This is a genomic window from Micromonospora rosaria (genome assembly GCF_001567585.1).
GTDB classification, from domain to species: Bacteria; Actinomycetota; Actinomycetes; order Mycobacteriales; family Micromonosporaceae; genus Micromonospora; species Micromonospora rosaria.
The window spans coordinates 1-19,967 of record NZ_LRQV01000132.1; the positions used below are offsets into that span (position 1 = coordinate 1).

General features: G+C 70.5%; 21 protein-coding genes. 13 read left to right on the forward strand and 8 right to left on the reverse strand.

What is annotated here, in order from left to right; genetic code table 11:
• Positions 1 to 332: 332 nt before the first annotated feature.
• Positions 333 to 761, forward strand: coding sequence for a Fur family transcriptional regulator (locus AWW66_RS26070; protein WP_067371482.1), 429 nt, complete (start codon positions 333 to 335; stop codon positions 759 to 761).
• A gap of 23 nt (positions 762 to 784) precedes the next feature.
• A complete protein-coding gene (gene katG, locus AWW66_RS26075) occupies positions 785 to 3,061 on the forward strand; it encodes a catalase/peroxidase HPI (RefSeq protein ID WP_067371484.1) in 2,277 nt (758 codons plus the stop codon).
• 33 nt (positions 3,062 to 3,094) lie between these two features.
• Here katG and AWW66_RS26080 read toward each other — a convergent pair whose 3' ends face one another.
• Positions 3,095 to 4,165 (reverse strand): FAD-binding oxidoreductase, encoded by a 1,071-nt coding sequence (locus tag AWW66_RS26080; RefSeq protein ID WP_245648493.1) that lies wholly within the window; start codon positions 4,163 to 4,165, stop codon positions 3,095 to 3,097.
• Positions 4,166 to 4,448: 283 nt separating this feature from the next.
• On the opposite strand from AWW66_RS26080, the gene AWW66_RS26085 reads away from it, so the two are divergent.
• On the forward strand, positions 4,449 to 5,720 hold the full coding sequence (locus tag AWW66_RS26085) for a helix-turn-helix domain-containing protein (RefSeq protein WP_083978967.1): 1,272 nt from the start codon (positions 4,449 to 4,451) through the stop codon (positions 5,718 to 5,720).
• Here AWW66_RS26085 and AWW66_RS26090 read toward each other — a convergent pair.
• Both AWW66_RS26090 and AWW66_RS26095 read right to left on the reverse strand, forming a co-directional pair.
• Complete coding sequence (locus AWW66_RS26090; protein ID WP_083978969.1) at positions 5,709 to 6,749, reverse strand: NAD-dependent epimerase/dehydratase family protein; 1,041 nt, start codon at positions 6,747 to 6,749, stop codon at positions 5,709 to 5,711. The genes AWW66_RS26085 and AWW66_RS26090 overlap by 12 nt on opposite strands.
• Positions 6,750 to 7,098: 349 nt before the next feature.
• On the reverse strand, positions 7,099 to 7,944 hold the full coding sequence (locus tag AWW66_RS26095) for a hypothetical protein (RefSeq protein ID WP_211272104.1): 846 nt from the start codon (positions 7,942 to 7,944) through the stop codon (positions 7,099 to 7,101).
• Between the two features lie 177 nt (positions 7,945 to 8,121).
• Here AWW66_RS26095 and AWW66_RS26100 point away from each other — a divergent pair, with 177 nt between their 5' ends.
• On the forward strand, positions 8,122 to 8,544 hold the full coding sequence (locus AWW66_RS26100) for a dihydrofolate reductase family protein (protein ID WP_067371490.1): 423 nt from the start codon (positions 8,122 to 8,124) through the stop codon (positions 8,542 to 8,544).
• On the opposite strand, the gene AWW66_RS26105 is transcribed toward AWW66_RS26100, so the two are convergent.
• The 3 genes from AWW66_RS26105 to AWW66_RS26110 all read right to left on the reverse strand — a co-directional run bounded on the left by AWW66_RS26105 (position 8,444) and on the right by AWW66_RS26110 (position 10,956).
• Positions 8,444 to 9,535: a glycoside hydrolase family 2 protein gene (locus tag AWW66_RS26105; protein WP_245648494.1), complete on the reverse strand. Its 1,092-nt coding sequence runs from the start codon at positions 9,533 to 9,535 to the stop codon at positions 8,444 to 8,446. The genes AWW66_RS26100 and AWW66_RS26105 overlap by 101 nt on opposite strands.
• A gap of 368 nt (positions 9,536 to 9,903) precedes the next feature.
• Complete coding sequence (locus AWW66_RS36125; RefSeq protein WP_281179628.1) at positions 9,904 to 10,026, reverse strand: hypothetical protein; 123 nt, start codon at positions 10,024 to 10,026, stop codon at positions 9,904 to 9,906.
• 96 nt (positions 10,027 to 10,122) lie between these two features.
• Complete coding sequence (locus tag AWW66_RS26110) at positions 10,123 to 10,956, reverse strand: hypothetical protein (protein WP_245648495.1); 834 nt, start codon at positions 10,954 to 10,956, stop codon at positions 10,123 to 10,125.
• A gap of 144 nt (positions 10,957 to 11,100) precedes the next feature.
• Here AWW66_RS26110 and AWW66_RS26115 point away from each other — a divergent pair, with 144 nt between their 5' ends.
• The 5 genes from AWW66_RS26115 (at position 11,101) to AWW66_RS26135 (ending at position 14,703) form a co-directional block, all read left to right on the forward strand.
• The gene (locus AWW66_RS26115; RefSeq protein WP_067371492.1) at positions 11,101 to 11,925 is read left to right on the forward strand and encodes a class I SAM-dependent methyltransferase; all 825 of its coding nucleotides are present in this window, start codon (positions 11,101 to 11,103) and stop codon (positions 11,923 to 11,925) included.
• 559 nt (positions 11,926 to 12,484) lie between these two features.
• Positions 12,485 to 12,652 (forward strand): hypothetical protein, encoded by a 168-nt coding sequence (locus AWW66_RS34970; protein ID WP_211272105.1) that lies wholly within the window; start codon positions 12,485 to 12,487, stop codon positions 12,650 to 12,652.
• A 183-nt stretch (positions 12,653 to 12,835) separates the two neighbouring features.
• Entirely contained in the window at positions 12,836 to 13,258 is a 423-nt protein-coding gene (locus tag AWW66_RS26125; RefSeq protein WP_067371494.1) for a hypothetical protein, read from the forward strand.
• Positions 13,259 to 13,260: 2 nt separating this feature from the next.
• Positions 13,261 to 13,485, forward strand: a complete 225-nt coding sequence (locus AWW66_RS26130; RefSeq protein ID WP_067371496.1) for a helix-turn-helix transcriptional regulator — start codon at positions 13,261 to 13,263, stop codon at positions 13,483 to 13,485.
• A 231-nt stretch (positions 13,486 to 13,716) separates the two neighbouring features.
• Positions 13,717 to 14,703, forward strand: coding sequence for an NAD(P)-dependent alcohol dehydrogenase (locus tag AWW66_RS26135; protein WP_157527953.1), 987 nt, complete (start codon positions 13,717 to 13,719; stop codon positions 14,701 to 14,703).
• A 177-nt stretch (positions 14,704 to 14,880) separates the two neighbouring features.
• On the opposite strand, the gene AWW66_RS26140 is transcribed toward AWW66_RS26135, so the two are convergent.
• Positions 14,881 to 15,213, reverse strand: coding sequence for a DUF6204 family protein (locus tag AWW66_RS26140; RefSeq protein WP_067371498.1), 333 nt, complete (start codon positions 15,211 to 15,213; stop codon positions 14,881 to 14,883).
• Positions 15,214 to 15,460: 247 nt separating this feature from the next.
• Here AWW66_RS26140 and AWW66_RS26145 point away from each other — a divergent pair, with 247 nt between their 5' ends.
• The 3 genes from AWW66_RS26145 to AWW66_RS26155 all read left to right on the forward strand — a co-directional run bounded on the left by AWW66_RS26145 (position 15,461) and on the right by AWW66_RS26155 (position 17,723).
• Complete coding sequence (locus AWW66_RS26145) at positions 15,461 to 16,576, forward strand: MerR family transcriptional regulator (RefSeq protein WP_067371500.1); 1,116 nt, start codon at positions 15,461 to 15,463, stop codon at positions 16,574 to 16,576.
• 124 nt (positions 16,577 to 16,700) lie between these two features.
• Complete coding sequence (locus AWW66_RS26150; RefSeq protein ID WP_157527955.1) at positions 16,701 to 17,063, forward strand: hypothetical protein; 363 nt, start codon at positions 16,701 to 16,703, stop codon at positions 17,061 to 17,063.
• Positions 17,064 to 17,528: 465 nt separating this feature from the next.
• The gene (locus AWW66_RS26155; RefSeq protein ID WP_067371516.1) at positions 17,529 to 17,723 is read left to right on the forward strand and encodes a helix-hairpin-helix domain-containing protein; all 195 of its coding nucleotides are present in this window, start codon (positions 17,529 to 17,531) and stop codon (positions 17,721 to 17,723) included.
• 46 nt (positions 17,724 to 17,769) lie between these two features.
• Here AWW66_RS26155 and AWW66_RS26160 read toward each other — a convergent pair whose 3' ends face one another.
• On the reverse strand, positions 17,770 to 18,354 hold the full coding sequence (locus tag AWW66_RS26160) for an MOSC domain-containing protein (RefSeq protein ID WP_067371504.1): 585 nt from the start codon (positions 18,352 to 18,354) through the stop codon (positions 17,770 to 17,772).
• A gap of 357 nt (positions 18,355 to 18,711) precedes the next feature.
• Here AWW66_RS26160 and AWW66_RS26165 point away from each other — a divergent pair, with 357 nt between their 5' ends.
• On the forward strand, positions 18,712 to 19,947 hold the full coding sequence (locus tag AWW66_RS26165; RefSeq protein ID WP_067371506.1) for an RCC1 domain-containing protein: 1,236 nt from the start codon (positions 18,712 to 18,714) through the stop codon (positions 19,945 to 19,947).
• Positions 19,948 to 19,967: the final 20 nt, after the last annotated feature.

Sequence of the window (19,967 nt, forward strand, 5' to 3'; positions counted from 1 at the left end):
CCGACCGCTGTCCGGCGCACCGGGATGTCGACCGTCGTTCACCCGTAGCGGTGACCATGTGGTCGTGGTCGACGTCCGGCGGGCTCGCGCCGCGTCCCCGCGCGGGCGCGTCGGGGCTGCGGACACCGTCCGGTGGCGCCCGTCCCGGGTTGCGCCGCCCCGGGTCCGGTGCGCCGGTTCGTCCCGTGGTGGCCCCGGTGGGCCTCGGCGTGCGCTGCCGGGTGCCGGTGTCCGAACCCGTCGCGCCCCGCGACCCGGTCCGCGTCGGCGACACGCCGGTCACATCCACCGAAAACTTGAAGCATTCCAGAACAGTGGACTATGTTCGAGGCATGACGGCCGACTTCGAGACCCAGCTCCGGGCGGTCTCGTTGCGCGTGACCCGTCCCCGGTTGGCGGTGCTCGCCGCGCTGCGCGACCATCCGCACGTCGACACCGAGACGGTGATCGCCCTGGTCCGGGCGGACCAGCCCACGGTCTCCCACCAGGCGGTGTACGACGTGCTGCGGGCGCTCACCGACGCCGGTCTGGTGCGGCGCATCCAGCCGGCCGGGGCGACCGCCCGGTACGAGTCGCGGGTGGGGGACAACCACCACCACGTCGTCTGCCGCTCCTGCGGCACCATCGCCGACGTCGACTGCGTCGTCGGCGACGCGCCCTGTCTCACCGCCTCCGACGACCACGGCTTCACGGTCGACGAGGCGGAGGTCGTCTACTGGGGCACCTGCCCCGACTGTGCGACCGACCGCACCTCCCAGTGATCCGCCAGTTCGGAAGGAAGTAGATGAGCGACACCCAGGACAACACCCCCGTCAGCGCGCAGGGCGTGGACCAGAAGGCGGCGGCCGGCTGCCCGGTCGCGCACGACTCCGTCACCGCGCACGGCAGCGAGAGCGAGAACCCCGCGATCGACTCGCCGACGCCGAAGACCGGAGGTCGTCCGCGTACCAACCGGGACTGGTGGCCCAACCAGCTCGACCTGTCGGTGTTGCACGCCGACTCGGCCAAGAGCAGCCCGCTGGGGGCGGACTTCAGCTACGCCAAGGAGTTCGCGACGCTCGACGTCGAGGCGCTCAAGCGGGACATCGTCGAGGTGCTCACCACCTCGCAGGACTGGTGGCCGGCCGACTTCGGCCACTACGGCGGCCTGATGATCCGGATGAGCTGGCACGCGGCCGGCACGTACCGCATCCAGGACGGTCGCGGTGGCGCCGGCGACGGTGGTCAGCGCTTCGCCCCGCTCAACAGCTGGCCGGACAACGCCAACCTCGACAAGGCGCGCCGCCTGCTGTGGCCGGTCAAGCAGAAGTACGGTCAGAAGATCTCGTGGGCCGACCTGCTGGTGCTCGCCGGCAACGTCGCCCTGGAGTCGATGGGCTTCAAGACCTTCGGCTTCGGCTTCGGCCGGGAGGACGTCTGGGAGCCCAAGGAGATCTTCTGGGGCCCGGAGGACACCTGGCTGGGCGACGAGCGCTACGTCTCCGAGACGGAGATGGCCGCCGGGGTCGGTGCGACCGAGATGGGTCTGATCTACGTCAACCCGGAGGGCCCGCGCGGTAACGCCGACCCGCTCGCGGCGGCGCACTTCATCCGGGAGACCTTCGCCCGGATGGCGATGAACGACGAGGAGACCGTCGCCCTCATCGCCGGCGGCCACACCTTCGGCAAGACCCACGGCGCGGGCGTCGCCGACGACCACGTGGGCCCCGAGCCCGAGGCGGCCCCCCTGGAGGCGCAGGGCCTGGGCTGGCTGAGCACCCACGGCAGCGGCAAGGGCGGTGACACGATCACCAGCGGTCTGGAGGTGACCTGGACCGACCGGCCCACCCAGTGGAGCAACCGCTTCTTCGAGATCCTCTTCGGCTACGAGTGGGAGCTGACCACGAGCCCCGGCGGGGCGAAGCAGTGGGTCGCCAAGGACGCCGAGGCGATCATCCCGGACGCCCACGACCCGTCGAAGAAGCACAAGCCGACGATGCTCACCACCGACCTGTCGCTGCGGGTCGACCCGGAGTACGAGAAGATCTCGCGCCGGTTCCTGGAGAACCCGGACGAGTTCGCGCTGGCGTTCGCCAAGGCCTGGTACAAGCTGCTGCACCGCGACATGGGCCCGGTCAGCCGCTTCCTCGGGCCGTGGGTCCCGGAGCCCCAGCTGTGGCAGGACCCGGTGCCGGCCGTCGACCACGAGCTGGTGGGTGACGGCGACGTCGCCGCTCTGAAGGCGAAGGTCCTGGAGTCCGGTCTCACCACCGCCCAGCTGGTCTCCACCGCCTGGGCGTCGGCCGCGAGCTTCCGGTCCACCGACAAGCGCGGTGGCGCCAACGGGGCGCGGATCCGCCTGGAGCCGCAGCGCAGCTGGGAGGTCAACCAGCCCGAGCAGCTCGCGACGGTCCTGGCGACCCTGGAGGGCATCCAGCGGGAGTTCAACGAGGCCGGCGGCGCGAAGATCTCGCTGGCGGACCTGATCGTGCTGGCCGGCTCCGCGGCGGTGGAGAAGGCCGCGCGGGACGCCGGGGTCGAGGTGACCGTGCCGTTCCGGCCCGGCCGCACCGACGCCAGCCAGGAGCAGACCGACGTCGACTCCTTCCGGGTCCTGGAGCCGCGCGCCGACGGGTTCCGCAACTACCTGCGGCCGGGCGAGAAGACCCAGCCGGAGGTGCTGCTCGTCGACCGGGCCTTCATGCTCGACCTGACCGCGCCCGAGATGACCGTCCTCGTCGGCGGCCTGCGGGCCCTCGGCAACAACGTCGGCGGCAGCCGGCACGGTGTCCTCACCGACCGGCCCGGCGTGCTCACCAACGACTTCTTCACCAACCTGCTCTCCCCGGGCACCCGGTGGAGGGCGTCGGAGTCCGACGAGCACGTGTACGAGATCCGGGACCTGGCCACCGACGAGGTGAAGTGGACCGCCACCGCGGTCGACCTCGTCTTCGGCTCCAACTCGCAGCTGCGGGCCCTCGCCGAGGTGTACGCCAGCGAGGACGCGCGGGAGAAGTTCGTGACGGACTTCGTCGCGGCCTGGACCAAGGTCATGGAGCTGGACCGGTACGACCTCGTCTGATCCGGCGTGACCCGGCGGGCCCCGGTCGATCCTTCACCGATCGACCGGGGCCTGTCCCGTGGGGTCGCCGGGCAGGTGGATGCGCTGGGTCGGGATGCCGGCGGCGAGGAGTCGCAGCCGGAGGCCGGCGAGCATCGCCGGTGGCCCGCACACGTAGACCTCCTGCCCGGAGCGGTGGTGGTCCAGGGCCACGGTCAGTGCGTCACCGCGTTCTCCCGGCCCGGCCTCGGGGTCGTGGGAGAAGGCCGGCACCAGGGTCAGCCAGTCGTGGGCACACTGGAGGACGTCGAGGCTGATCGAGTCGTACAGGTCGGCGTAGGTGCGGGCGCCGACGACCAGGGTCACCCGCCGGCCGGCCGGCGCGGTCGCGACCTGCTCCACCAGCGCGCGCAGTGGCGCCAACCCGGTGCCTCCGGCGATCAGCAGCAGGTCCGCCCGGGAGGCCGGGTCCAGGGTCAGCCCGACGTCGCGGGGTGGGCCGAGCCAGATCCGGTCGCCGAGGCGCACCTCCTCGACCAGGGCGCGGGAGACGGCGGCCACGGCCCGGACGTGGAACTCGATGGTGCCGTCCGGGCGCGGGGCGTTCGCCGGTGAGTACCACCGCCACCGGTCGGGCCAGTCTTCGAGGCTGACCGGCACCGCCTGACCGGCCCGGAAGGTGAAACCCCGCTCGGGGCGGACGGTCAGGACCGCGATCCCGTCGGCGGCCCGGTCGTGGTCGACGACCTGCGCGGGCCACTGGGCCGGCCGGCCGCCGACCTCGTCGGCGAAGACCCGCCCGGCAGCGGCCACCGCGTCGGCCGGCACGTCGACCTCCCGCAGCACCCCGGCCAGGTAGTCCACCACCCGACGGTGCTGCGCCTCGGTCAAACCGAGGCCGCGCCACGCCCCGACCGCCGGCCGGGCGAGGTCACCCGCCGGCCCGCCGAGGGCCACCGTGAGGGTCAACGCCAGGTGCCGGGCGAGTCGACCCCGGTCAACCCCGATCAGGTACGGCGTCAGCTCGGCGTCCGCCGCCACCACCCGCAACCACCGGTCGACCGCGTCCCGCACCCGCGCCGACCCCGGCCAGCCCTGCACCGGGTACGCCTCCAGCCCGCTCACGCCCGACCACCCGAGTCGTCCCGCACCGCCACCATGACAAGCCCTCTCCCTCGCGACCATGAAGTGGAACGGCACCGGGACGGGCGGGGTCGGCGGAATCGCGGGGGCAACGCCCACCGGAGCCCAGCACCCGCCCCGGGCCATGCGTCCACTCTCTGATTCAGGGCATTCCCGCCACAGCGCGGCAACGTGGCGACACAGGCGCAGACATGTTGCAGACGATCAGTAATCGGAGTAACTCTGTAGCTTCAGTCCACTACGTTCCGCAACAGAAGGTGTGTTGATGGCCCTGAAGCGACCCCGCCTCGCTGAACGACGAAAGGCGGTCGGCTACACCCAGGAGAGCCTCGCGGAGAGACTCGGCGTCGACCGAACCACCGTCGTCCGTTGGGAACGTGGCGAATCAACACCCCAGCCCTGGATCCGACCCGGCCTCGCCGATGCGCTCCACACGACCATCGACCAGTTGAACGAGTTGCTGTGTGACGTGGAAGCCGCCCAACCTCCCGAGCAGCCGACTCCACAGGAGAATTGTGGTGTCGTCGCGAGCCCTCGCCTGGTCAGCGATGCCGCCGACCTGCTCGCCAGCGATCCACTGTTGCTCACCGCTCCGATTCCGCGCGACTCCATCACGTCGTTGCAGGACGACATGGCGGTCCTGGCTCGGGCCGTCAGCATGACCGCGTCCGACATATTCACCTCCGCCCGGAGGCTCTCCGCAGAGGCCCGAGCGCTGGCCGAGCGGGCTCGCCGGCCCCGCGATCTCACCGACCTCTACGCGGTCCTCGGACAGGGAACCGCTTTGATGGCGTCGACCGCTTTCGACCTCGGCTGTTGGAACGACTCGGCGGCCCTTGCCCGTACCGCCAGCCAGTACGCCGACATGGCCGGGCAGGCTTCGCTGGTGGCGTGGACGTTGGGGCTCCAGATGACGCTCGCCAACTGGCGCAGGGAGCCGGATGCGGCGCTGGCGTACTTCGCGAAGGCAATGCCGCTCGCACCCGACGGCGAACCGAAGCTGAGACTCCGCCATATTGCTTCCCGGTCCTATGCGCTGCTCGGCAACTCGTCGTCCGTGGGAGAGGCTCTACAAACCGCCCGTCAGGATCTCGATCGTGCGGCAGACCACTCGGATGACCTCGGCGTCTCGTTCGGAGGCGAGTTCACCTTCGGGCCAGCCAGGGCGGCAGCCTGTGCCGCCGCCGCATGGCTCGATGTCGGCGATGGTGAGCAGGCCGCCCAGTGTGCACAGGAGGCCATCGACGGCTACCACCAACTACCACCGGCTCGGCGTCCCTACTCCCAGACCAACGGCATCCAGATCGACCTGGCGGCTGCGTACCTTCTCTCGGGAGACAGGGACGGGGCGATCCAAGCGCTGAGCACCGTCTTGAACCTTGCGGAGGACAAGCGCAACACGTCGTTGACTGGTCGGATGACCAAGGTTGGCTGCCTGCTGAGTGGATCGCCGTGGACGCACGACCGTGAGGCCCAGCAACTCGCAGAGCAGGTCGCCGGATGGCTCGCCGAGAAGTCGCCTGCATCAATCAGCTGAGCTTCGCCAGGCGGCCAACACCCGCGCTTCCTTATCCGGGCTCAGCCCGATCTCGCCTGCCCGGTCGTTGACCAGAGCCACTCCGCCGTTCTTGAGCCACTGCCAGGTGTCGGCGACCGTCTCGTTGAGTGGTCGACAGTGCAGGCCGGCGTTCTCGGCCTTGGTCGAGTCGACCTGCCACACCCCATCGAAAGTGCGCCACAGGGGCAGCTCAGACCACTGCCGTACGCCGTGCCGCTGGAGCACCTCGTCAGGAACCCAGGTGAAGAGTGCAGCCTCGCCGGTCGTGGCAGCACAGGCGCGCAACAGGTCACCGAAGGTGTTGCTGCCCACCGGGCGGCAGAGATTGAATGCGCCGGACAGGCCGTCGGTGATCGTGCGGAGGGCGAAGGCAGCGACATCGCGTACATCGATCGGCTGGATCGTTCGGTCGGGCGAGCCGGGTGCCAGAACGTTTCCCCCGGCTGCTGCCCGTCGTAGCCACCACGGAAGGCGGCCGACGTACTCACGAGGACCGAGTATCACCCCGGGGCGCAGGAGAGTGGCCCGTTCACCACCGAACGCGACGGTCACCGCCGCCTCACAGCCGGACTTTTGGTAACCGTAGCGAGTCGGTCCGTCTTCGGTGTCGGTGCCGTAGTCCGGCCCGGACTCGGGTGGACACGGAAGCACCTCGGATTCCTCAGTGAGCGGCTTCACCGGCCAGTCCCGATAGACGCTGACCGTCGACATGAAGACGTAGCGTTCTGCGACAGAGCTGAGATCCTTGGCCACACTGAGCACATTCGCCGGGACGTAGCCTGACGTGTCGACCACAGCATCCCAGGGGCCAGCAGCGACCAGGGCCGCAACGTCGGGAGGCAACGTCCGATCGCCCTGGATCAGTCGCACGCCATTCGGCGCAGAAGGCGAGTTGCCGCGATTGAAGACGGTTACGTCCCACCCCGCGTCGAGCGCCGCGGAGACGACGGCATGACCAACGAACCAGGTCCCCCCGAGCACCAGCAAGCGCCGATCTCCGGCTCGCATGTCGTTTCTCCGATCGCGCTCGTGACCGGGCTCTGCTGCCGTCCTCAGCGCGCTCAGACGGCCGGCCTATGGTACGACACCTGAACTGACCCTGTTTCAGGTCAGCGCACGCAGTATGGCCGACATCGACGCTGGGTGGTTGCGTGATGGTGATGTGGGTAGAAGCCGTCCTGTGCGGGCACCCGCCTGTGCATGCGGCCGGACAACGCACCGCTGCTGTCTCAGTAGGGGCCGCCCGCACGTACGGAAAGCTGAATGCCTGTCCCGCGCCATCTCGGAGGTGGAAGGTCAACCGGGTGGGGCTGCCGCGATGCGACCTGTTCCGTACTCGATTAATGTCACATTGAGATCAGTTCCCGTCCGGGATGAGCCAGACGCGGAGCGGGCCGGCGCTCGTGAAGCCGGCACGGTGTGCGTGTTCCAGGCTCTCGCCCCTCTCGTACCCGACCAGCGGCAGACCCGGGAAGTGGGCGCCGAGCACGTCACACGCCTCGGCCCAGACCCGATCCGGATCGGCGGTCAGGATGATCATGTTCGACAGGCCGGCGACCTCGGCGCTCCGGTTACCGATCACGCCCGCCACCACGTCGTCCCCGTCCCGTGCCGTCAGGATGACCACGGCCGGGTTGTCGAGAAGAGCCGGGCTCAACGGAGCGTCCCACAGCCGCAGTTCCCCAGGGGTGCGGACAGGACTCCAGTCCAGGCGCCTCCGGACGATTCCGGGAGTCGGCGGGCGGTGGATCCACTCCGCCTCGACGAGAACGCGGAAGCCGTACCCGGAAAGGTCGGCCGACGCGAAGCTGTCCTTGACCGAGCAGCCGGGCGACGTGTCGATGCGGTCGAGGAAGGCCGGCGTTGTCTCTCGCAGGGTGACGGCGTCCGGGTACAGCGGCGGCGAGCGACGCAGCGCCACCCAGGCGTCCTGATCGCGTTCGGTCGTCACACCATGGGCCCGGCACACCAGGTCACACCAGTCCGCGTTGTTGCCGGCAGCCAGCGCCACGCGATGATCCACAAACGTCAGGGTACGGCGCGTGCCGCAGGTGCACAGGCACCAGGCACCAGGTGGGGATCGCAGCGTCGCCGGTCGATGGGGCGGCAGCGATTCCGTTTGGGGGACCACGTCTACGACGGGTAGCGCACCGTATGCCGCCGGGACCCGGCAAGAATCCGCGCAGGGGTCCAACGTGCTCACGCCGACACTCGTACACGCTCCGCTCCCACGACGTGGCTGACCGCTGCCCCATCTGTGAGGGCACCTCGAAAGGAACCCCGGGGGCATACGCCGAGGAGCCCGAGCCGCCGCCTGCTGATCTTGGAACCGCGCTCACCGAGGGACTCCCCGCCCGGTGACCGCGGCTACTCTGACGCGATGCGACCGGTTCGGTACTCGATCAACGTCACCCTGGACGGATGCTGCGACCATCGGACGATCATTCCGGACGAGGAGCTGCATCGCCACGCGGCCGAGAACATTGCCCGGGCCGATGCCCTCATCTTCGGCCGGGTGACCTACGAGATGATGGAGGCGGCGTGGGGGCCGGGGGCAGAGCCGGGTGCGATGCCCGAGTGGACGGAACCCTTCGCCCGGACCATCGACGCGGTGAAGAAGTACGTCGTGTCGAGCACCCTGGACCGGGTCGACTGGAACGCGGAACTCCTGCGCGGCGACCTCCGGACGGCGGTGGAGCAGCTCAAGCGGGAGCCGGGCGAGGGACTGTTCGTGGGGGGCGTGCAGCTTCCGTTTGCGTTGGCGGAGCTGGGTCTGATCGACGAGTACGCAGCACCCCGTTGACCATCCCGGTGGTGATCTCCCGCATCCCGACGTAGTGGGTGGTCCGGTCGACCGTCGCGCCGCCGGCGGCGCGCAGGGTCACCCGCAGGTCGTACAGGTACGGGTCGTCGGGGGACCAGCGGCGGGCGTTGGGCACGGGCACGCTGAACTCGGTGAAGCCGCCGGTGGCGGCCCCGACGACCGTGCCGCCGTCGAGGGCCTCGGCGAGCACGCTGTGCCCGCTGACGTCCCCCCGGGTGTGGACCCGGACCCGCACGGTGTTGGTCGCGAGGTGGGGGGTGAGGTCGACGCGGCTGATCGAGGCGGTCGGGACCGGTTCCAGCCAGACGGTCTGCCAGATCCCGGAGACGGGGGTGTAGAAGATGCCGTCCGGAGTCTTGGTCTGTTTGCCGATCGGGGGCAGGCTGCCGTGCTGCCGGCTGTCGGTGGGGTCCCACACCTTGACGACGAGTTCGTTGCTGCCGCCGGTGAGGTGGGGGGTGACGTCGAGGGCGAAGGCGTCGTAGCCGCCGGTGTGGGTGCCGGCCTGCCGGCCGTTGACCCACACCGTGCTCTGCCAGTCGACGGCGCCGAAGTGCAGCAGGGTCCGTCGGCCGGACCAGGCCGGCGGCACGGTGAAGGTACGCCGGTAGTACAGGTAGTGGCGGTTGTCGTTGGCGGCCCGCTGCACGCCGGACAGGGCGCTCTCCACCGGGAAGGGGACGTTGACGCGGTCCGGCAGGTCGGTGCCGAACTGCGGGGGGTCGTCGGTGACGGACTGCCGCAGCTGCCACTCGCCGTTGAGGGTGAGCCAGTCCGGGCGGGTCATCTGGGGGCGGGGGTACTCCGGCAGCGGGGTGCCGGTCAGCGCCTGGCTGGTCCAGGGGGTGGTCAGCGGGGGTGGTTTCCCGGGTACCGCCCGGGCCGGGCCGGTGGGCGCGACGAGCAGGCCGGCGACCAGGGCGAGGAGGGTCAGCAGGGCGCGGGCGGGGCGGTGGGCCGTGGGGGTCATGCCGTCTCCGCAGGGGTCGGGCCGTGGCCGGGGGCTCGTCGTCGACGACATGCATCGACATTTGTCTCTGCTTGTTGAAGCTAGAGACGTCGGTGCTGTCCGTCAATCCCCGAATGTCGCTCCTGTCCCGCCCGCACCGCGGCGGTGCCGCAGCCGGCGGTGGCGGTGACACGTCCAGGTCGAAAAGCTTGAACTCGGCCTCGCGAATGCCGTTCCGTCCGCACGATGGGGGCAAGGGCGTGGAGCAGGACGGGAGGGCTCATCGTGAGGCGTAGGCGGCGTAACGGTCGAGGGAACCTGTGGCAGGCAGCGGTGCTGGTCCTGACGGCGACAGGGGTCGCAGCCGTGCTGGCGCGAGCTGGTCGGCGTCAGCGCGCCACCGACGGCACCATCGGCGAGTCTCCTCGCCCAGGCGATGGCGCATCGATCAGCCCGGGCATGCCGGGGCCGGCACTGACCAGCACCCCGACCGGTACCGGCAGGGTCTCCACGAAGGCGGCTCCCTGACCGTGGCGCTCGCCGCCGCCTGACGAGGTAGACCCGCCACCGGCAACGCCGGGGTCAGGCCGATGTCCTCCAGCCGACCCTCAACGCGGCGGTGACACATACAGTCCGGTTCGGCATCCCATCTCGCCCGGCTCCAGCCAGATGCGGTCGTACGCGGGTGACTCGATGGCTCCGCCGGGCGTCCTGACCAGCACGATGCAGTCCCGTTCCGCCGGTACGCCGACAGCGGCGACGAGGGCACCCTGATGCGTGACCGTGTCGACGGTGACGTGCTTCTCGGGGAATGCCGCCCGCACCCTGCTCGCAAGCGTGTCGGGTGTGGCGGTACGCAGCGCCGCGGTGAGCCGTTCCCGTCCGTCGTCCGGCATGTCCGGGAACGGCGAGGCGGTGGGCACCGGGGCAGTGGCCGTCGAAGGGCATTCGATCTCGTCGTACGTGGTGTAGCGGTAGAGTTCGAGAAAGTATCGGTAACATCGCTTGACCTGACCGGCAGAGTTGTTGTGGTCGCCGTAGGAACTCGCCTGCTGGTCGGTCAACGTCACCACGAACTGGACGTCGATGGTGGCCTGCTCGCCCCCGACGGTCCGACCTGACCAGCCCAATAGCACACGCCGGATGGGCGAGTCGCTGTTGTCCAGGTGGTTGGGCACCTCGGTCGCGGCGATGTACTCGGCGTCCCGAACACGGTCGCGGTGACCGAAGTCGTCCTTCAGGATCTCCGCTTCGGCCGCTGCGAGGTCCCGTGCCGGGGACTCGCCGGGGCGGTGTTCCCCGCACCCGCTCAGTACCAGGCAGGCCACCACCGCCGCGCAGGCAACGGACGGATACCCGAATGGCCGGCGGGTGCCGGCAGCCTCCGCCACTCGCCGTGCCCTGGCCAGCGAACCAGGTATCGACATCCGTAGCCCGCTCACGACGACACGGTACCGCCTCCGTCGCATGGAAGGGGGCCCGGTTTCCGCCGCGCCGAATGGGCTGACTTCCCCGATGTCGGCCAGGGCGCACTCCCATGGCGCGGGCGGCCCTCGTGATGGGCTCCGGCGGACTAATGTGGGCCTGTGTCCGCTATTTCGTCCTCGCCAAGGCCGGAACCGCACCTGCACCGTCGGGTCGCCGAGTCTTTCGGGACCGACCCCGGACGGTACGACCGGACCCGGCCCTCGTACCCCGACGCCCTGATCGAGCGGATCGTGGCCGCCAGCCCCGGCACGGAATTCCTCGATGTCGGCTGCGGCACCGGAATCGAGGCCCGTCAGTTCCTGGCTGCCGGCTGCACGGTGCTCGGTGTGGAGGCCGACCCGCGGATGGCCGACTTCGCGCGGGGGACCGGTGTCGAGGTCGAGGTCGCGACCTTCGAGGCGTGGGAGCCGGCCGGGCGCAGCTTCGACGCGATCGTCTCCGGCACCGCGTGGCACTGGGTCGACCCGGTCGAGGGGGCGGCGAAGGCGGCGCGGGTCCTGCGGCCGGGCGGTGTGCTGGCACCGTTCGGGCACGTGTTCCAGCTCCCACCCCCCGTGACGGATGCCCTCGCCGCCGCGTACCGCCGCGTGGCCCCCGACTCGCCGATCACCGTCACGCAGCGCCCGGGGGCCTCGGCCCTGGACGGGTATCAGGCGCTGTACGCCAGGGCCGCGGACGGGATCCGCGAGACGGCCGGGTTCAGCGAGCCCGAGCTGTGGCGGTACGACTGGGAGCACTCGTGCAGCCGCGACGAACTCCTCGACCTGCTGGCGACCTCGGGTGGCCTGAGCAGCCTGCCGCCGGACCAGGTGACGGAGTTGCTGGCGGCGGTGGGCGCGGCGCTCGGCGAGATCGGCGACACCATCACGCTGCCGTACGCCACCTGGGGGCTCACCGCGCACCGCACCGACACCCGACGCTGACGCGGGACGGGGCCACGACCCGCGACCTGGCAGGGCCACCCGTACGGGTCAGGCGTCCTCGCGAGGGGTGTGGAGCATCGCCGGGGACCTGGCCCGGCGGGTGGCCGTTGACCGTCCCTGATCATCTGGCGGTGTGGCAGCGGGTGCGGGACATCGTGCCGCACCCGCCAGGGCCGGTGGCGGGGGTTCGTGACGGCTTCGTCGCCTTCGCCGGTGGGGCCGCCGGGCGTGACCCGCAACGGCAGGACCGGTGGCTGACCGCGTACGACGACGTGCGGCGTGAAGCCGCCGCCGGCACGGACCTCACCGCCGACCTGCTGGCCCGCTGGAGCCGGACCATCCGGGCCGTCCCGGTCGCGGCGTTCCGCCGGGCACCGGCGTACGCGAAGAACGGGAGGGAACGGTACGGGCTGCGCGCCGACACCGAGCACCGGTTCGCCTCGTGTCTGGCGCAGACCACCGACCGGGAAACACCGGTGACCGCCCGCGCGGCCCGGGCCTACCTCGACCTCGCCTTCTTCACCCGTACGACGACGGCAACGCCCGTCTGGCCGGGCTGGTGCTCCAGTTCGTGCTGCGGCGCGAGAGCGTCGAACTCGACGAGGTCGCGCCGATCCTCACCACGGTGCGCCGCGCCGACGACGCCGGGGGAGCGGCGGACCTCGCCCGGCTGGTCCACGGCACCGCCATGGCCACCCGTCGCCGCCAACTGCGGACGACCAGGTAGGCGACGACCGGCGATGCCGGGCGGAATCTGAGTCACCGGCCGGCGTGCACGCTGTCGCCGGTCGCGCGCTCGTCCACGAGTGACAGTAATGCGACGGAAGCCTCGTGGTAAAGAATCTTTGACATCGTGTCTGCGCTGCTTTACCTTGAGTGTGTCAAAGTTTCTTTACATGGGAGATGGGGCATGTCCTCCGAAGAGAAACGTTCGTGGGTCTACCTCGTGGTCGGCGTCGGCGTCGCCGCCGTCTACCTCGTCACCGTGCTGTCGAAGCTGCCCGGCGCGGACGTCACGCGGATCGCCTACGTGCGGCCGATGCTCGTGGCCATCGGTGCCGGTATCGGCCTGGGTATCGTCGCCAGCATCGCCGCCGCCATCGCCTCGCCGAGGGGAGAGGCCGGTCGGACCGACGAGCGCGACCGGCAGATCCACCGGCGGGGCGAGTACGTCGGGTTCTACGTCATGAGCGTCGCCGCGACCGTCCCGCTCGCCCTGGCCATGGCGGAGGCCGCCCACTTCTGGATCGCCAACGCGCTGTACCTGGCGTTCGTCCTGGCCATGGTCGCCTCCTCGACCACGAAGATCGTCTCGTACCGCCGGGGCTTCTGACCATGGTCAAACCCACCAAGGTCACGAACTCGATCCGGGCTCTGCGGTTCGCGCACGGCGAGATGAAGCAGGCGGAGCTGGCCGACCGCGTCGGGGTGACCCGGCAGACCATCATCGCGATCGAGCAGGGCCGCTACTCGCCGTCGCTGGAGATGGCCTTCCGGATAGCCCGCGTCTTCAACGTGCCGCTCGACGACGTCTTCCAGTACCCCGACACCGACGCCTGACCCACACCCGACCCGGACCGGCCCACGAGTCACCGTCTCGTGGGCCCGGCCCACCACACCCACAGTGGCCCACCACACCCCACAGTGGCCCACCACACCCCACAGCGGCCCGCCAGCCCACGGAACCGGCTCGTCGCCACCGCCACCTGAGCCGGGCCCGACCCCACCTCACGCGAGCGGGCCGCTCCCGTGACCACCCCGACGAGCACCCCGACCAGGATCGAGGCGAGCATGACGAAGACGACGATGATCGCGGTCGCCCGCGACGACTACTGTGCACCGGCGCAGCTCCAGCTGCGCGACATGGCCATCCCGACCATCGGCGCCGACGAGGTGCTCGTCCGCGTCGAGGCCGCCGGCGTCGATCAGGGCGTGTGGCACGTCATCACCGGCCTGCCCTACCTGGTTCGCGCCGCCGGTTACGGGCTGCGCCGGCCCAGGAATCCCGTCCCGGGTATGGACGTCGCCGGCCGCGTCGCCGCGGTCGGTGCCAATGTCACCCGGTTCCGTCCCGGTGACGAGATCTACGGAACCTGCGACGGCGCATACGCCGAGTACGCCCGCGCCCACCAGGACAAGCTCGCCCCCAAACCGGCCACCCTCACCTTCGTCCAGGCCGCGACCGTACCCGTCTCCGCCTGCGCCGCCCTCCAGGGACTGCGCGACGCCGGCCAGCTCACCGCCGGCCAACGGGTCCTTGTCACCGGTGCCGGCGGCGGCGTGGGCAGCTTCGCCGTCCAGCTCGCCAAGGCCTACGGCGCCCACGTCACCGGCGTGTGCCGCACCGCGAAGACCGACCTGGTCCGCTCCCTCGGCGCCGACCACGTCATCGACCGCACCCGCGCGGACGTCACCACCGGCGCCGACCGGTACGACCTGATCCTGGACACGGCCGGCAACCGACCCCTGGCCCAGCTACGCGGTGCCCTCACCCCCCGCGGCACGCTCGTCCTCGTCGGCGGGCCCGGAGGGGGACGCGTGCTCCAGGGTGCCGACCGCCAGATCCGGGCGATGCTGCTGTCGCCCTTCGTCGGGCAGCGCCTGACCGGTCTCCTGTCCACCGAGCCCGCCGCCGACCTGCGTACCCTGGCCGACCTCATCGACTCCGGCGCCCTCACCCCGGCCCTCGACCGCACCTACCCGCTCGCCCGAACCCCCGACGCCATCGACTATCTCAGGACCGGCGAGCCCGCCGGCAAGATCGCCATCACCGTCTGACCCGGCGCGTCCTGCGCGTCAGCCCTGCCAGCGAAGCTCGGCGTCGAACACAGCCGTCCGGCAGGAACCCCGCGCTGTGGCACCCGGGTCGCCGATGCCACGGCGTGGATGGCGGGAGCGGAGGCAGAACGACCGGCCACCCTCACCCGCCGGCGGCCGGCCCGCCGTGACCTGTGCTCAGCGACCCCGTCGACGGATCTTGATGCTGTCGAGGTCGGTCGACACCGAGTCGAGGTTGCGGTAGTCGGCACCGAGCCCTCGGACAGCGGCTGCGGCGAGCGCTTCCGCCCTGCCGATCACGGCTGCTTCCTTCTCCTCCACGGTGGCCGGGACCAGGCAGCGGAAGGTGAACGCGAGCAGGGACCGCTCGTAGGTGATGGTGCCTTCCTCGGTGAACTTCGCCCGGAACACGTCGTGGTCGTCAGCCTTGGCGAGCAGGCTGGCCCGCTGGTCGTCATCGAGTGGCGCGAACGTGCCGCGCACGATGACCTGGTACGTCCTGGCAGCCACGGTGGGGAACCTCCGGATCGGGCTGGGTGTCGCGACAACCGGCGGTCGGCGGCTGACACGGCAGGGATGAGCTGCGGACAGATCACCGTTGCCATGCCGCTGGCCGAGCAGAGCGCCGCCGACGACCCTAACGGGCGATTTCAGGAACGGCAGAGCGATTTTCCGTGGTCACCCACGAGCGGAATCTCGATCACCAGGCTACGAAGCGCTTGCCCCTCACGCGGCGTCATGTCCGATAGTCGGTGGCGTGGATGCGAACCTGACCGTGGGACGGGTGGCGGAGCTGGCCGGCGTCAGCGTCCGCACGCTGCATCACTACGACAGGATCGGCCTCCTGACGCCGTCCACACGGACCGCGGTGGGCCACCGGGCCTACTCCGCAGACGATGTGGGACGGCTGCGGGAGGTGCTCGCCTACCGGCGGCTGGGCTTCGGCTTACGGGAGATCGCGGCTCTCGTCGACGATCCGACCACCGACGCGGTCGCGCACCTGCGCCGGCTGCGCGGCCTGCTCATGGACCAGCGCGACCGCGCTGCCGCCACGGTGGCGGCCATCGACAGGGAACTGCACGCACGAGCGATCGGCATCAGGACGACCCCGGAGGAGCAGCTCAGGATGTTCGGCGCACAGTTGTACGACGTCATCGGGCCCGCGTATCCCGCGACGCGGCGGACCGAGCCGCGGATCGCCGCGCGCATCTGGGATGCGCTGGGGAACGCTCGAACGGTGCTGAACGTGGGGGCCGGCACCGGCTCGTACGAGCCCCCCGACCGGGACGTCACGGCGGTGGAACCGTCGGCGGTCATGCGGGCGCAGCGTCCCGTGGGCGCGGCGCCGTGTGTGGCCGCCGCTGCGGAGAGTCTGCCGTTCGAGGACCAGTCCTTCGACGCCGCGATGGCGGTCAGCACCGTCCATCACTGGCCGGACCCGGTGGCGGGGCTTCGTGAGATGCGGCGGGTGGCCCGCCGCGTGGTGGTGTTCACCTACGACGCCGACGACACCGGATGGCGTCAGCGGTTCTGGCTCACCCGCGACTACCTGCCCGAGTTCGAGGACCTTCTCGTCGGCTGGCCCTCACTGGCAGACCTGACCCGTGCGATCGGAGGACGCGCGGAGCCGGTGCTGATCCCGTGGGACTGCACTGACGGGTTCTTCGAGGCACACTGGCGTCGGCCCGAGGCGTACCTGGACGAACATGTCCGCCGTGCGGTATCGGTCTGGACCAGAGTCGGGCCACAGGCCGAGCAGAGGGCAGTCAGCGCCCTACGTGAGGACCTCTTCTCCGGCAGGTGGGCCGAGCGCAACCGCGACATCGTTCCCCTCGACACCGCAGAACTCGGCCTCCGCCTGCTCGTCGCCTGAACCACCGTGCCGCACGCAGTGTGACGCGCAGAGCCAGCGCACGCTCTTACCGGTGAACGGATGCCTGATCAAGGGTCGCCGTGACGCCGCAGCCCACCCGTACCGACCAGGCTAGGTTGAGGTCATGTCTCGTGTGGTCACCCGGTTCGCGGCCGGTCTGGTGCAGGCGTACGACTTCTCGGCCGGTGCGGTGAGGGCGTCGGACGTGGTTCCCACGGTGACCTTTCCCGTTCCCGGCGTGGCGGACGTGACGCCGGACAGTTGCGCCGTGGCGCCCGACCTGAGCCGCGCGGTGTACGTGACACCGGACCGCCTGACCTGTGTCGACCGCGCCGGGGCGACGGTGTGGCAGCTCGACTTCCCACCCGCCGCCTCGGAGCGGGCGAACGCCCAACACCGCTGCGACTTCTCGCTTGACGGCACGGTCGTCTGGATCTACCGCCCGGACGGGCTGGCCCGGGTCGGCGTCGATGACGGTCGGACCTGACTCGCGCCCACTGTGGGGCCTCCGGCTAGTCCTCCCACCTGAACAACTCGGGATGCGCATCCGCCTCGGCCTTGAGACGGGGAAGGTCTGCCGCATAGAGGGCTACGAGGCCGCAGTCGACACAGGCCAGAGCCCGGACCGACGTCACGTCTCGAGTTCCCCACCCCCGCCGCGTTGGCCGCCACAGCCGGATTGCCTGCTGGTCTACGTCGGTGCGCACCCCCGTGGCCACACGCGTGCCACCACACGCCGGGCAGGGCGAGATCGGTGTCGGCAGATTCTCGGCCACAGCGGTATGTCTACCAGCCGGAGCCAAGTGGTGCTCAGCGCCTTTGCCGCCGGACGTGCGAGCGTGCCGCACGCGGTACCTGGGCGGTCGATGTGCGCAGCGGTGAGGGGCGGGGCGGGCCGTCGTTCGCCGCGCACCGGGCCTGTCTGACCGACCGCGCGGTCTACCATCGAGCGGTGAATGTGTCTCTCGACTCCTTACCGAAGATCGGCGCACCAGCGACGCGGGCGCTGAACGCCGCCGGCTACACCACGCTTCGCCAGCTCGCGGGGGTGCCGCGCGCCGACCTCGCCTGGTTGCACGGCATGGGACCGAAGGCACTGAACATCATTGAGACAGCCCTCGAACAGCACGATCTGCGGCTGAGTTGACGCGGTCAGCTGTCGTCAGGTCTTGAGAGCCTCGATGGCAGGCCGGTCAGGCGGTGGCGGGAAGGTGCCGGATGGTGTCGCCTACCGTGATCGTGGCGCCGACGACCACTCGGGCGTTGAGGCCGCGTAGCCGTAGTCGTCGGCCTTCCTCGGTCCAGAGGATCTTGTGGGCCTCGCGTCCGAACCGGGCGGCGAATTTGGCGCAACCGGTGTGGGGCTGGTCGGTCACTTCGATGACGGCCCGGTCGCCGATGGCCAGGCGTGACCCGGCTGGCAGGGTGTCGATGCTGAGGTCGAGATCGACGTAGAGCTGGTCCCCTGCGAGCGCCCAGGCGTCATGGTCGGGGCCGGCGATCAGTTCGACGAAGCGGGAGTTGATGACGTTCAGCTGCATGTCGGGGTGTGGTGACCGGTCGGTCGTCCGGGAACTGGGTCGTTGACTCCAGTTGTCGCCGAGGAGCCCGGCGGCACGGTCCAGTTCGGCCTGGGACAGCACCTCGCGGGCGTTGACGGCCGGCCGGCGTACGGCCAACGCCAGGGTGCCGGTACCCGTCGGGGACTGCCGCACGAGGTGCAGTCCTTCCCTGATCTCGTCCAGCGAGCGATGACGTACGGTGACGGCGTTCTCCATGCTCCGACTGTGCTCCCCGCGCATCTGCGGCGTCCACGCCGTTCTCGGACCACGAGACCGGGCGGCCGGCATGCTCCGTTCACCCCTCCAAGGCGCCGTCGCACGCGCGCTGTCCGCATCGGCGTGTGACGATGGGTGGCCCGCGTCATCCACGTCGCTGCCGCCGGCCTCGACCAGCAGTCGGGCGATATGGGCTGATCTCGACCCACGACGAAAGTTCCGGTGGCGTCCCGACGATCAATACTGACCGATGTCAATGTAGAGTTTCATCGCTATGAAGTTGCAGGTCGCGCGCGACCTGCCGGGGCAGCGCCGCCTCCAGTCTACAGAACCGACTTTGTCTGGAGAGATCAGGACATGAACGAACATCAGGAGGGCCGGCTGCGGACGCGGTGGCGGCGGGCAGCCCGAACCGTCGTCGCCGCGGCGGCGGCCGCTGTCGGGGTCACCGTGCTCGCCGTCGGCTTCACGGCCGGCGCCGCCACGGCCGGCGTCAGCTCTGCCGACCGGGGTACGTCGAGCGCCTCGGTCGCCGCCACGTCGGTGTCCCAGGTCGCGACCGGCGACCTGCACACCTGTGTGATCCGTACCGACGGGACACTCTGGTGCTGGGGCAACAACTTCAACGGCCAACTCGGGGACGGGACCACCACGACCCGGATGAGTCCGGTCCAGATCGGTACCGCCACCACCTGGGCGCGTGTCGACGCCGGCAGGACCAACACCTGCGCGGTCCGCACCGACGGAACGCTGTGGTGCTGGGGCGCCAACAACAACGGCCAGCTCGGCGACGGGACGACCGCGACCCGGAACAGCCCCGTGCAGGTCGGTACGGCGACCACCTGGGCCAGCGTCAGCACCAGCAACAACCACACCTGCGCGGTCCGGACCACCGGCACCCTGTGGTGCTGGGGCCTGAACGGTCACACCCAGCTCGGCGTCGGCACGACTCCGCTGATGTCGACCACCCCGTTGCAGGTCGGCACGGCGACCACCTGGGCGAGCGTCACCACCGGCTACGCCCACACCTGCGCCGTGCGCACCGACGGCACCCTGTGGTGCTGGGGCAGCAGCTCCGACGGTCAGCTCGGGCTCGGCATCCTGAGCTTCAAGTCGACCCCGACGCAGGTGGGCACCGCGACCACGTGGTCCGGCGTGACGGCCGGGTACGTCCACACCTGCGCGGTCCGCACCGACGGGACGCTGTGGTGCTGGGGCGAGAACGGCTACGGCCAGGTGGGTGGCGGCAGCGGCTTCCAGACCACGCCACTGCAGGTCGGTACCGCCACCACCTGGGCGCGGGTCGACGCGAGCATCGACTCGTCGTGCGCGGCCCGTACCAACGGCAGCCTGTGGTGCTGGGGCAGGAACACGTACGGGCAGCTCGGCGACGGCACCACCACCCACCGGTCGGCCCCGACCCAGGTCGGCACCGCCACGACCTGGACGGGCGGTCTGTCCGCGTCCTACCACACCTGCGCGGCGCGTACCGATGGCAGCCTGTGGTGCTGGGGTGACAACTTCCTCGGGCAGCTCGGCGACGGCACCACCACCGGTCGGACGACCCCGGCCCAGGTGACCCTGCCGGCCTGATCCGTACCGGCGGACGACCG

Coding starts and splice junctions, on each gene's coding strand:
- AWW66_RS26090 (WP_083978969.1), bottom strand. CDS start 6,749: ATGCGAGCCGGAGATCGGCGCTTGCTGGTGCTCGGGGGGACCTGGTTC.
- katG (WP_067371484.1), top strand. CDS start 785: ATGAGCGACACCCAGGACAACACCCCCGTCAGCGCGCAGGGCGTGGAC.
- AWW66_RS26150 (WP_157527955.1), top strand. CDS start 16,701: ATGTCTCGTGTGGTCACCCGGTTCGCGGCCGGTCTGGTGCAGGCGTAC.
- AWW66_RS26105 (WP_245648494.1), bottom strand. CDS start 9,535: ATGACCCCCACGGCCCACCGCCCCGCCCGCGCCCTGCTGACCCTCCTC.
- AWW66_RS26070 (WP_067371482.1), top strand. CDS start 333: ATGACGGCCGACTTCGAGACCCAGCTCCGGGCGGTCTCGTTGCGCGTG.
- AWW66_RS26130 (WP_067371496.1), top strand. CDS start 13,261: ATGGTCAAACCCACCAAGGTCACGAACTCGATCCGGGCTCTGCGGTTC.
- AWW66_RS26085 (WP_083978967.1), top strand. CDS start 4,449: ATGGCCCTGAAGCGACCCCGCCTCGCTGAACGACGAAAGGCGGTCGGC.
- AWW66_RS26125 (WP_067371494.1), top strand. CDS start 12,836: ATGTCCTCCGAAGAGAAACGTTCGTGGGTCTACCTCGTGGTCGGCGTC.
- AWW66_RS26160 (WP_067371504.1), bottom strand. CDS start 18,354: ATGGAGAACGCCGTCACCGTACGTCATCGCTCGCTGGACGAGATCAGG.
- AWW66_RS26165 (WP_067371506.1), top strand. CDS start 18,712: ATGAACGAACATCAGGAGGGCCGGCTGCGGACGCGGTGGCGGCGGGCA.
- AWW66_RS26135 (WP_157527953.1), top strand. CDS start 13,717: ATGACGAAGACGACGATGATCGCGGTCGCCCGCGACGACTACTGTGCA.
- AWW66_RS26100 (WP_067371490.1), top strand. CDS start 8,122: ATGCGACCGGTTCGGTACTCGATCAACGTCACCCTGGACGGATGCTGC.